Source organism: Thermonema lapsum, assembly GCF_011761635.1.
Classification (GTDB): domain Bacteria; phylum Bacteroidota; class Bacteroidia; order Cytophagales; family Thermonemataceae; genus Thermonema; species Thermonema lapsum.
On record NZ_JAASRN010000002.1, the window covers coordinates 109,622 to 122,189 of the forward strand.

Annotated in this window: 9 protein-coding genes; 8 read left to right on the forward strand and 1 reads right to left on the reverse strand. The window is 50.6% G+C overall.

Features of this window, described 5'->3' with window-relative positions:
* Positions 1-30: 30 nt before the first annotated feature.
* The 7 genes from FHS56_RS05825 (at position 31) to FHS56_RS05855 (ending at position 9,805) form a co-directional block, all read left to right on the forward strand.
* Positions 31-471, forward strand: coding sequence for a hypothetical protein (locus FHS56_RS05825; RefSeq protein WP_166918963.1), 441 nt, complete (start codon positions 31-33; stop codon positions 469-471).
* Between the two features lie 56 nt (positions 472-527).
* Positions 528-1,637 carry an efflux RND transporter periplasmic adaptor subunit gene (locus tag FHS56_RS05830; RefSeq protein ID WP_166918964.1) on the forward strand — a complete coding sequence of 370 codons (1,110 nt, stop codon included), beginning with the start codon at positions 528-530 and terminating at the stop codon, positions 1,635-1,637.
* Positions 1,638-1,652: 15 nt separating this feature from the next.
* Positions 1,653-4,697: an efflux RND transporter permease subunit gene (locus FHS56_RS05835; protein ID WP_166918965.1), complete on the forward strand. Its 3,045-nt coding sequence runs from the start codon at positions 1,653-1,655 to the stop codon at positions 4,695-4,697.
* A gap of 20 nt (positions 4,698-4,717) precedes the next feature.
* The gene (locus tag FHS56_RS05840; RefSeq protein ID WP_166918966.1) at positions 4,718-7,822 is read left to right on the forward strand and encodes an efflux RND transporter permease subunit; all 3,105 of its coding nucleotides are present in this window, start codon (positions 4,718-4,720) and stop codon (positions 7,820-7,822) included.
* A gap of 92 nt (positions 7,823-7,914) precedes the next feature.
* A complete protein-coding gene (locus FHS56_RS05845) occupies positions 7,915-8,256 on the forward strand; it encodes a rhodanese-like domain-containing protein (RefSeq protein WP_166918967.1) in 342 nt (113 codons plus the stop codon).
* The gene (yihA, locus tag FHS56_RS05850) at positions 8,253-8,906 is read left to right on the forward strand and encodes a ribosome biogenesis GTP-binding protein YihA/YsxC (protein ID WP_166918968.1); all 654 of its coding nucleotides are present in this window, start codon (positions 8,253-8,255) and stop codon (positions 8,904-8,906) included. The genes FHS56_RS05845 and yihA overlap by 4 nt, the downstream gene beginning before the upstream one ends.
* A gap of 2 nt (positions 8,907-8,908) precedes the next feature.
* Positions 8,909-9,805, forward strand: a complete 897-nt coding sequence (locus FHS56_RS05855) for a glycosyltransferase family 2 protein (protein WP_166918969.1) — start codon at positions 8,909-8,911, stop codon at positions 9,803-9,805.
* Between the two features lie 94 nt (positions 9,806-9,899).
* Here FHS56_RS05855 and lepA read toward each other — a convergent pair whose 3' ends face one another.
* Complete coding sequence (lepA, locus tag FHS56_RS05860) at positions 9,900-11,690, reverse strand: translation elongation factor 4 (protein WP_166918970.1); 1,791 nt, start codon at positions 11,688-11,690, stop codon at positions 9,900-9,902.
* 297 nt (positions 11,691-11,987) lie between these two features.
* Here lepA and FHS56_RS05865 point away from each other — a divergent pair, with 297 nt between their 5' ends.
* Positions 11,988-12,500, forward strand: a complete 513-nt coding sequence (locus tag FHS56_RS05865) for a 30S ribosomal protein S16 (protein WP_166918971.1) — start codon at positions 11,988-11,990, stop codon at positions 12,498-12,500.
* The last annotated feature ends 68 nt before the right edge of the window (positions 12,501-12,568 follow it).

Consider the following 12,568-nt stretch of genomic DNA (forward strand, 5'->3'; position numbering starts at 1 on the left):
AATACTTCAAAATAAAAACCGCAGAACAAGATGCAAGTGCCTTCAAAAATCCATACCGCTTTTACACTATGCTTGCTTTTCTTTGCTACGGCATGCAATCAAGAAAGCGAAAGTACGCCATGGATAAACTACATTGAAAAAACGGCTGGCATCAGTGCCATTCCTTACGATACCGTGCTGGTCATTCCTGCCATGGGCTGCCACGGCTATTTGGAAATCATAGGCAACTATTTGAAAGAGCATGGCTGTCGAGGCAATACCTTGTACATAGCCTATGCCATCACCGAAAGGGAAGCAGCCATGTATTTTCAAAGGTATGTGCCAAACATCGACCGAAAATGCCAAATAGCTACAAACAATGTACCGCCACAAGGTCTCACGGTACCTATGGTGCTTGTCTTCGAAGAGGGCAAGCCTGTCGCGCAATTTGAGTTTACTCAAAAGAAAACACACTTTTGGAGCAGCGAATAAAACGCCCAAAATGCTTAAATTTGCATAAAACCAATGTATCATTACATTCAAAACCAATGAAAGTAAAAGTACTCCATCTGCTTATTGGGGGTGTGCTGATGCAGACAAGCGGCGGCTGCAGCCAAAGCAAAAGTGAGGCAGAGACCACGAAGCCCGCAAGCAACATACAGGTGGAAGCCTCTGCTCTCGCTGCCACTCCCGTAACCATCGCCCTCGCTCAACAAAAAACCTTCGTCTTCCGGATACGTCTGCAGGGTAAGATTAAAGCTGCCAATATGGCAGAGCTACGCTTCAAAAACAGTGGCTACTTAGCAAATGTTTTGGTGCGTAATGGGCAAGCTGTAACAAAAAACGCGCTGTTGGCACAACTTGCCGATGACGAATGGCAGCTCACCCTGCGCAGTGCCGAAGCAAGGCGCGCCAAAGCTTATGAAGACTATATCAAAGAGCTGGTCGATTATGGAGGCGACCCGCGTGCCCCCCATGGTGGCATCGACTCCCTGCTTCACGAACGCATACGTACACGCACCGGCTTACGCACTGCCGAGATAGAGGTAGCCCAAGCCAAACTTGCCTTGCACAATGCACGCCTCTATAGCCCCTTTGCCGGCGTGGTGGCAGACCTCAAACAAACAGGTACGGGCAACTACATCACAAGCAGCGAGGTCTTTTGCCGACTCTACGACCCCTCTACCCTCTACTTGGAAGCCGAAGTGCCCGAAAGCGAAGCGGCATACCTGCGTCCCGGGCTTTACGCCCGCGTGATGCCTCTTTCCACACCGGAGCGGCACTACAGCGCCCGTCTCGGTGAAATCAATCCCTTGGTGAACGAACGGGGCATGCTGCAATTGCGGCTGCACTTACCCCAAGCGCAAGCACTGCTGCCCGGCATGCATGCGGAAGCTATCTTGGAGGTACCCTCACACACCACCCTCTGCATACCCAAAGAAGCGGTGGTAGTCCGTAGCGGCAAAAAGGTAGTCTTTACCCTTAGCAACGACGGCTTAGCCGAGTGGCATTATGTGCAAACCGGTGCCGAAAACGACCGAGAAATAGAAATTACCGAAGGTCTGCAACCCGGTCAGTGGGTCATCGTGTCGAACAATCTGCAGCTGGACAACGAGTCGCCTGTAAGCGTGCAGGACACCCTGCGTGTAGAGCCATAACAAAACGCTTCCGCCATGTTCAAATATCTCTTTCAACGCCCCGTGGCGGTGCTGATGGTCAGTGCTGTTGTCGTCATTTTCAGCATCGTAGCATTCTTGCAGTTGCCTGTTTCGCTGCTGCCCGACATCGACGTAACCCGCATGATAGTCAAAGTGCAGTATCCCGGGGCTTCGCCTCAAGAGGTAGAGCAACAGGTGTTGCGCTTGCTGCGCGAAAGTATGCTTACGCTTCAACATCTGAAAGAAGTGGAAAGCCAAGCCGAAGAAGAAGGGGGGCGCCTACTGCTTTTTTTTGACTACGGCACCAACATGGACCTTGCCTTCATTGAAGCCAATGAGGTGATTGACCGCCTGAGCAGCCGGCTGCCACGTCAGCTGCCACGCCCGCAGGTCATACGACTCAACACCAACGACGTACCTATAGCCCGCCTGCAAGTTACGCACAAAAAAGAAGCGGCGACACAGCCCACTCAGTTGTCAGAAATGGCAGAGAAGGTGCTGAAAAAACGCATTGAAGCCCTGCCCGGCGTGGCGCTGGTCGATGTGAACGGCTTGTACCGCCGCAGTTTGTGGATATTTCCCAAAAAAGAAAAGCTCGCAGCCCACCGCATCGACGAGCGTCTGCTCATAGAAAGCATCCAAGAAAACAACAGCGAGTTGACCGCCATTTCCATTCGCGACGGCAACTACCGCTATTACCTGCGCATTGGAGCCCCGCTACAAGACATAGAGAGCCTGCGGCGCTTGCCTGTGCGCATAGATGCGCAACGCTCCGTGCCTTTGGGCGAAGTGGCGCAGGTTGTGGACTCGGTGGAAACCCCCAAGGGCTTTCATCTCTTCCAACTGAAAGAAGGGGTAGTCATCAACATACACAAGCAAAGCAGTGCCCGCATGCCCTTGGTGATGCAAAGCCTCGACACCCTCATGCAAGAGCTGCGGCACGATTATCCTGCCTTGAACTTTGCCCTCACGCAGTCGCAGTATGAGGTGCTGGACATGAGCATTTCCAACCTAAAAAACGACCTGCTGTTTGGAGGCATCGGGGCATTTGTGGTGTTGCTGCTTTTCATTGGCAACTACCGCGTGCCTTTCCTCATAGGCGTGGTGCTGCCTACTTCCCTCATCATGAGCTTCTCGGTCTTTTATCTGTTCGGTGTGTCGCTGAATGTCATATCGCTGGCAGGGCTTACCCTTGGCTTGGGCATGACCATAGACAACGCCATCATCATCTTCGAGCACATAGGCAAGATGCGCAAAGCAGGCATGCCTCTACTCGAGAGCTGCGTGAAGGGAACTGCCGAAATGGTGCCGCCTTTGGTAAGTTCGGCACTCACCACGCAAGCTGTCTTCATCCCTTTGGTGTTTCTGGATGGACTCAGCGGTGCCCTCAGCTACGACCAAGCGGTAGCAGTGGGTGCCATCCTGCTCACTTCGCTGCTGGTGTCGTTCTTCTTGCTGCCACTGCTTTATTTGCTGCTTTTCCGCAACAGCAAGCAGCTGCCACGCGAAGACAACCGGCTTTATCTTTGGGCACTCAAAGGCTATAAAAAACTTTACTATTGGTGTCTTGCCCGGCGACAGCTGGTGTTTCCTGCCCTGCTTCTGTTGGGAATAGCAGGCTTGGGCATCGCCTTTTTTCTGCCTATAGAGGGCATGCCCACCCTCAAGCGCAAAGACATGAGCCTGCAGGTGGAGTGGCATGAGCCCATCTCGCCCCAAGAAAACAAGCGTCGCATAGAAAGTTTATTGCGGCAGTTTTCAAAACACTACACCCTCAGCGAAAGCGACATAGGGCAAACGCAATACATGCTGCAAACAGCCAATGCCACAGGACAACAGGCAGACATTTATTTCCTCTTTGACAGCTACCAAGAACGCAAGCAATTCGAGCAATTGATTGCCAACTATTTCAGCAGGCACTACCCCACTGCCTCGGTGCGGCTGAGCGAAGCACCCAATATTTTCGATATGATATTCCGTCCAGAAAAACCCTATTGGAGTGCTCGCTTCCGCTCTATACGCAGCATGGAAACAGTACCCCTGCAGCAACTGCGCCCTATTGCCGACAGCCTGCGCTCGCTCTTCCCCCAAGCAACATGGCAAGCAGATGCCGGCATGAAGGAGCGCACCCTCGTCTCTGTGGAAGTGCAGCAAACAGCGCTGCAGCGCTACGGCGTGAGTTATGAAATGCTGTTGCAGACCCTCAAATCCACCTTTTCGGAAAACACTGTCGATTATTTGCACAACTACGACGAAGCGGTGCCCATTGTAGTGGCATACCGCGGCAATGACTTCTACGAAAAGCTGCACAACCGCTATGTAGTCATAGACAGTCTGCAACGCTACCCCCTCTCTTTGTTTGTGAAGGTAAACACCGACGAGACCCACCGCAGCCTCACCGCCGACCGTGCCGGCATTTATCATGCCCTACACGCCACCAGCGCACTGCCTGTAGAAGCCGCCGAAAGCGCCGCTACCCACTTGGCACATAGCCACCGCTTGCGGGTCGATTTCAGTGGGCAACACTACGACGACCGGCAAAACATCAAAAACATGTTCTTTATTCTTGCCGTCTCTATTCTGCTGCTCTATTTCATCTTGGGCATAGAGTTTGAGTCGTTGCGCCAACCGCTGATTGTCATCTTCACCCTGCCACTTGGCTTTACGGGCAGTTTCCTGCTTTTATGGCTGGCAGGCGAAAGCCTCAATGTGATGGCTGCCATTGGTTTGGTGGTGATGCTGGGCATCATAGACAACGAGTCCATCTTGAAGATAGATGCCATCAACCGGCTGCGGCGTTCCATGCCCTTGGATGAAGCCATAGCCAAAGCCGGCGAAATCACTTTCAAACCTATATTCATGACCTCGTTGACCAATATTTTGGCACTGACGCCTTTCTTGTTCGACAGCAGCATGGCGGGCGACCTGCAGCGTCCTTTTGTGCTGGCTATTATCGGTGGTTTGAGTATTGGCAGCTTTACTTCGCTCTTCTTTGTGCCCCTGATGTATCGCGCACTAACTGCCAACAAAAGCAAAGCAAAGCAAAAATCTGCTATTTGATTGACAAAAAACAGTTGCCGATGAGCTCCTTCCGTTTGGTGTTTGTATTCGTAGTATTGGCGCTGTTGGCGTTGCTCAGCCTGCCCAAGTTGAGCGTAAAATACATGCCTTCCTTGCGCAAACCCACCCTGTATATAGTCTACCGCCTGCCGGAAGCCCCGCCCGAAGTGGTAGAGCAAAAAATTACCGCACCGCTTGAAAATATGCTTTCTGGCATCGGCGAGGTGGAAAAAATGACGTCGATATCGTACTACAACGGTGGCAGCATCAGCCTGTATTTCAACGAAGATGCTGACCTTGACTTCAAGCGCTTCGAAGTGAGCAATGTCATACGGCAACTGTATCCCCAACTGCCCCCCAACGCCAGTTACCCTGAAGTATACCCTTCGGTAAGCGAAGAAGACGAAAAAGAAAGCCCTTTGCTGGTCTATTCAGTATATGCCCCCTTTGCCCCTGCGTTCATACAAAAGACAATAGAAGAGCAGCTCAAACTGCCCCTTTCGTCTATCAGGGAAATAGAGCGCATAGAGATTGCCGGGGCACGTTCCTTGCAATTGACCGTGGAGTATGATGCCCAGCGTCTGCTTGCCTACGGTCTGAGCGTAAGCGACCTGCAAAGACACCTGCGGCGTTTCTTCGAGCGGCAATTCATAGGGGTTTATGAAAGTCCCCGCCAAGAACGCTTTTATATGGAACTGCAAGCCCCGCCTCAGGCGCTGCACGAGATAGAAAACAGTGAGCTGCGTCCCGGCGTACGCTTTGGTTATTTTGCGCGCCTCTACAGAGAAGAAGAGGAGGCACGCCGTTATTTCCGTATCAATGGTAAAAACGCCGTGCGCCTGCTGGTATATGCGCGCCCAGACGTAAACACACTCATACTTGCCGAAAAGGTGCGCACTCGCATAGACACGCTGTCGAAGCGTTTGACCCAAGGCTTTCAGGTGGTACTCGAAGATGACCGCACCGAAAAGATGCGCGAGGAGCTACAAAAGATTTACCACCGCACTGGCTTGTCGGTAGCCATTCTCTTGTTGGTCATCCTGCTCATTTACCGTGATTGGCGCTACCTATTGGTGCTTTTGGGCGGTGTGGGCATCAACCTATCGTTGACCTTCGCCTTTGTTTACCTCTTCAACATAGAAGTGCATATCTTCTCACTGGCAGGGCTTACGCTTTCGTTCGGGATGCTGCTCGACAATGCCGTGGTGATGCTCGACCATCTGAAAAAGAGAGGGAACACCCGCGTTTTCTTGGGGCTGTTGGGGGCTACTGCCACCACCATGTCGGCGCTGAGCTTGGTATGGCTCTTGCCCGAAGAACAACGCCTCTCACTCATCGACTTCGCTTTGGTGATTATTGTAAGCTTGGGGCTTTCGCTGGTGGTGGCGCTGTTTTTCACCCCAGCGGCTTACCGCCTCTTTTTGCAACAGGCGGTGCAAACGAAAACCCTGCCTTTCAAAAAACGGAAACGACACTACCGCCGCTTTTTGCGCTATGAAAGACTCATTGCCCTATTGGCAGCCCATAAGAAAGCCTTTACTATGGTGGTCATCCTGATGTTCGGAACACCTGTATTTATGCTGCCCACAGAAATCAAAGACTGGGATTGGTACAATCGATGGTTTGGCAACACCTACTATCTGGAAAACATACGCCCCTATGTGGACCAAGCGCTGGGCGGCGCCTTGTACTTGTTTGTGCAAGAAGTCTATGAGAAAGCACACTTCCGCACACCAGAGCGTACTCAATTAAATGTATATGCTCGCATGCCTTTTGGCACCACCCCCCAACAAATGAATGCCGTCATAGAGAAGGTAGAGCAATATCTTGCAAGGTTCAAGGGCATCGATAAGTTCGTAACCAACATTTACTCGGGGCAAAATGCCACCATTTCGATTTATTTCAAACCGGAATATGAGTACAGCGGACTACCGCCCATGCTCAAAGCTATGCTCATCAGGCAGTCGCTCGATTGGGCAGGCGTAGAGTGGGCAATCACTGGTGTAGGCGAGGGCTTCAGTAGCATCACCTACGAGCAGATGCGCCAGATGCGTGTGCGTATGACGGGCTATCACTACGACAAGCTTTACGAAGAAGCGCAGGCGTTTGCCAAACTACTGCAAAAGCACCCGAGAGTAAAGGACGTGAACCTGAACGAGCGCCTAAGCTACAGCTACCGCAACACCGAGGCTTTCCGGATGCACCTGAATACTACCCTGCTGGCACAAGCTGGTCTATCGAACCGGGCGTTGCTTCAAGGCATTGAGCTTTACAGCCTTGCGCCTTATGCGCAGTCTTACGTATCGTATAAAAACGAATACGTGCCGGTCTTTTTTCGAGAAGAAGACGCCCAACGTTTTTCTACTTACGAGTTAGGACAACAAAACCTGCTGCTCAACCAGCAGAAAGGTGTGCGTCCGGAGCTTTTCTCGCGCCTGCAATTCGAAAAACTGAATGATGCCATCTACAAAGAAAACCGCCAATACATTCGCATCATCGGCTTTGACTATTATGGCTCCCCTAAATTCGGCGAGCGCTATCTGCAGCAGTGCATAGAGCAACATCGTAAAGTATTGCCACCCGGTTTTAGCATCGACAAAGACAACGTTACCTTCTACTTCTTCGACTCTGAAAAAAACAAGCGTTCTTATAGCATCCTGCTGTTGTTGCTGGGCGTGGTCTATGTAATTTGCGCTATATTGTTCGAAAGCCTTCTCAAGCCTTTTTATATCATCATCACGGTGCCGCTTTCGTTCATTGGCTTGTTTCTCATCTTTGCATGGGGCAATTTCTCTTTCGACCAAGGAGGCTATGCCGCTTTTGTGCTGTTGGGCGGCTTGGTGGTGAATGCTGCCATTTTCATACTGAACGAATACAATCAATTGCGTAGCAATAGCGACCGCCTGCGTCGTATCTGCCGTGCTGTGTGGCACAAGTCAGTCCCTATCTTGATAACCACCTTTTCTACGGTACTGGGCTTGGTGCCTTTTCTGAGCGAAGGCGACCAAGAAATATTTTGGTTTTCTTTGGCTATTGGCTCTATCGGGGGGCTTTTGTTTTCGCTTTTTGGCGTATTCGTTGCTTTGCCCGTCTGGATGTCGCCCTCCCGTAACATGCACTCGTAGCGTTTTTTCTTTGGCAGCTCCGCACACTTTTCTATGCTTGTTACAAAAAACTGCAAATTCATATCTTTGCAGGAAGCTACAAAAGCCTGCTTATGGATACCCAACTGCCCTGTATAGAAGTAGAGGAGTTTTGTCGACGCCAGCAAGCACACAAACTCCCCCTTGTTTTGGATGTGCGCGAACAGTGGGAATATGAAGAGTACCACCTGCCCGAAGCCAAACACATACCTCTGCCCGAGCTGCTCTTTCGTCTGGATGAGATAGATGCATGGCGAGGCAAAGAAATCATTGTTCACTGCCGCTCGGGTATGCGTGGTTATCAAGCACAAAAGCTATTGCTTCAATGTGGCTTTCAGAAAGTGCTAAACCTGCGGGGAGGCATCGAAGCCTTGATGGATTACATGGTATCACAAAAAGGAGAACAAGCACCATGAAAGCGGCATTCATAAAAAGCAGCAAAGCAGTAGAAGACTGCCCCTTTCCAGATAAGCCCGAATATGCTTTTATCGGGAGGTCTAATGTAGGCAAGTCTTCGCTTATCAATATGCTGGTGCAGCGCAAAAACTTGGCAGCTACTTCGGCGCAGCCCGGCAAGACGCGGCTCATCAATCATTTCTTGGTAGATGAACGTTGGTACTTGGCAGACCTACCGGGCTATGGCTATGCCAAAGTAAGCAAGCAGGAACGTGCAGCTTGGCAAAAGATGATTAACGACTACTTGACCCGCCGCCCCAACCTGATGTGTACCTTTGTGCTTATGGACTTGCGTCTGGAGCCTCAAGCCATCGACATAGAGATGGTCGAACGCTTAGGCAGTGCCGGTTTGCCGTTAGCTTTTGTTTTCACCAAAGCCGATAAGCTTTCGCGTAGTCAACAACAGTCGAACTTTGCCCGCTATCGCCACACCCTTCTGAAAATATGGGAGGAGCTCCCCCCTTGCTTTATTACTTCGGCAACGGAGGGCATCGGCAGGGAGGACATCCTTCAATTCATAGAAGAGGTAAACCAACGCTTTGTTTTTGAGCCTAACGAATTCAAGCGCTTAGCCAAAGGCAAAGCCCCTCGCCATGATGAAGAAGAGTAGGTATGCTTTTTTCCGTGATTATACCCACTTACAACAGGGCTTCGTTTCTTGCCCGCACGCTCGACAGCGTGCTGGCACAAGACTTTCAGGACTTTGAGGTGATTGTTGTGGACGACGGCAGCACCGACCACACGCAAGAGGTCGTGGCTCTTTACACGCAACGTAACCAACGCATTCGCTACTTCTACAAAGACAATGGCGAACGCGCCGCAGCCCGCAACTTCGGCATACGACAAGCACAAGGCAATTATGTTACTTTTCTGGACTCTGACGACCTGTATTATCCTCACTGCCTGTCTGCTGCCCATGCTTTTCTACAACAGCATCAAAACTATGAATGGTTTGCCTTAGCCTACGAAATAAGGGATGAAGACGGGCGACTGTTGAGCTCACAAGCCAAACGCAAAGGCAATCTGGCAGAGCAGCTGTTTGCTGGCAATCTGCTTAGCTGCATTGCTGTCTTTGTGCGTCGCGACATTGCGCTGCTTCATCCCTTTCAAGAAGACCGTACCCTTGCCGGCAGCGAAGACTGGGAGCTGTGGCTGCGCTTGGCAGCGCGCTATCCCCTGCCCTATGCCAATGAAGTGGTAGCTTGTATGATACAACACAATGCCCGCAGTGTCATGGAGGTGAATGCAGAACGTCTGGAGGCGCGCTTGCATGCCTGCATGCGCTACGTAGAAGCCGATGAAGCGGTGCGCACATTGCCCAGCTCTTACCTACGGCGTTTCCGCACGCATGCTTATGCTTACTTGGCACTTCATTTGGCACTGGGCAAACACTTCAAAAAAGCACTTCACTATTACCTAAAAGCCTTGCGCCTCTCAACGCTTTTTTTCTTTCATAAAAAGAGCGCTGTCATTCTGCGCGAGCTGCTCAAGGGCATGCTGTGGCGGTAATCAAAGGGCGTTTGTCGCAAGACGAAACGCAAACCAAAAAGGCAGCACACAAGGAGTGCACTGCCCACTCTATTTCGATGGCAAGCGGTTTATTTTACTGGTCAAGTTTCAAGACTGCCATAAAAGCTTCTTGTGGCACCTCTACTTTGCCTATCTGGCGCATGCGTTTCTTCCCTTTCTTTTGCTTTTCGAGCAGCTTACGCTTACGAGTGATGTCGCCACCATAACACTTCGCCAATACGTTTTTGCGCAGCGCCTTCACCGTTTCGCGTGCAATCACTTTGGTTCCTATGGCTGCCTGTATGGCAATTTCGAACTGCTGACGCGGCAAAAGCTCTTTGAGTTTTTCACACAAGCGTTTTCCCCAGTCGTAGGCTTTGTCTCGGTGCACAATAGCAGAAAGGGCATCTACACGCTCTCCGTTGAGCAGAATGTCGAGTTTGACCAGTTTTGATTCGCGGTAGCCCAAAAGCTCATAATCCAAGGAAGCATATCCGCGCGAGATGGTTTTGAGTTTATCGAAGAAATCGAAGATGATTTCCGCCAAAGGCATTTCAAACACAAGCTCCACGCGGTCGGTAGTCAAGTAGTTTTGTTGCTTTATTATTCCACGGCGTTCCAAGCACAAAGTCATGATGTTGCCTACAAACTCTGCCTTCGTGATAATCTGCACTTTCACAAAAGGCTCTTCGATGTGGTCGAGCACTGCCGGGTCAGGCATTTCCGAAGGCGCACTCACCTCTATCATCTTGCCGGCGGTGGTATAGGCATGATACTTCACCGAAGGCACGGTAGTAATTACCGTCATACCGAACTCGCGCTCGAGACGCTCCTGCACTATCTCCATATGGAGCATCCCCAAAAAACCGCAACGAAAACCAAAACCGAGTGCGGCAGAGGTTTCGGGCTCCCACACCAAAGCGGCATCGTTAAGCTGCAACTTCTCCATGGCTTCGCGCAACTCTTCAAATTCGTTGGTCTCTACCGGATAAATACCGGCAAAGACCATTGGCTTTACCTCCTTAAACCCTTTAATAGGCGCATCGCAAGGGTTGCTCACGGTAGTGATGGTATCACCTACCTTCACTTCCGTAGCCTGCTTAATACCCGACACCAAATAGCCCACGTCTCCGGCATCGATGTAGTCGCGTGGTTCTTTATCCAAGCGCAAGATACCTACTTCTTCCACCTCATACTCGCGCCCCGTTGCCCAAAACTTTACTTTGTCGCCTTTGTGGATACGTCCATTATATACACGGAAAATAACCTCCACCCCGCGATAAGGGTTAAAGGCAGAGTCGAAAATAAGCGCTTGCAAAGGTGCATCAGAATTGCCCTTGGGTGCAGGAATGCGCTCCACGATGGCTTGCAATATTTCCTCTATGCCAATCCCTTCTTTGGCAGAGGCAAGAATGATGTCTTCGCGCTTACAGCCGATAAGGTCTATAATTTCATCCCCTACCAATTCGGGATTGGCTGCAGGCAGGTCTATCTTGTTGATGACCGGAATAATTTCTAGGTCGTGCTCTATGGCTAAATACAAGTTGGAAATGGTCTGCGCTTCAATGCCTTGGGCTGCATCTACCACCAACAAGGCACCTTCACAGGCAGCAATAGAGCGCGACACTTCGTAGGAAAAGTCCACGTGCCCGGGTGTATCAATTAAATTCAGGACGTAGGTCTCTCCTTTGTAGTTGTATTTCATCTGAACGGCGTGGCTCTTGATGGTAATACCCCGCTCCCGCTCCAAGTCCATGCTATCGAGTACCTGCGCCTGCATCTTGCGCTGGTCCACGGTTTGGGTGTATTCCAACAGGCGGTCGGCAAGGGTGCTCTTGCCGTGGTCGATGTGGGCTATGATACAAAAGTTACGGATATTCTTCATAACGCTTCAAGCGGAAATAATGTGTGTTTCTTCTTTGCATTGAATAAGCAAAGTTAATGAATATTTAGCAGTTTTGAATAGCATAGCTTGTCTTTCTCAAAAAAATATACTGCCGGCTTGGGCAAGCGAAGCACAGGGCAAAAGACTGAGCAGCAAAAAGCTCTGCGCAAAATAGGGAACAGAAATACAACGCACAAAGTCAGGGCTTTTTTGTATAAATCAAGCCGGTGTGCTATCTTTGTGCCTTCGAAAACCGATAGACGGGTTCTATCAAAGGTTGAACTAAAACAAAAAACAATGGCAGTACGTATCCGTTTGGCGCGTCGTGGACGCAAGAAAAAACCGATGTACGACGTAGTCGTAGCTGATTCTCGAGCACCGCGTGACGGTAAATTCATCGAGAAAGTGGGGCGTTACAACCCCTTAACCGACCCTGCAACCATCATACTGGATGACGAGCGCATCCTCGATTGGCTGCTCAAAGGGGCACAACCTACCGAAACTGTGCGCCGTATGTTGAAATACCGCGGGATTTTGCTGCGCAAGCACCTGGAAGTAGGCGTGCGCAAAGGTGCCATCACCCGCGAAGAAGCAGACAAGCGCTACCAAGAATGGTTGAAAACTAAAGAAGCTAAAATCGAAGGCAAAAAAGCCCGCTTGGCTCAGCAAAAAGAAGCTGCCAAAAAGGCACAGCTTGAAGCAGAAGCTAAAATCAGAGAAGAACGCGCCAAGGCTGTCGAAGCCAAGCGCAAAGCTGCTGAACAAGAAGCTGCAGCTTCTGAAGAAAGCAACGAAAACCAGGCAGAATAAGACTTTTACTTGTCCTGCGCCTGAAACCATTTTATGCAGAAGGCGGTTTGCTATGTCAGTAAGCCGCT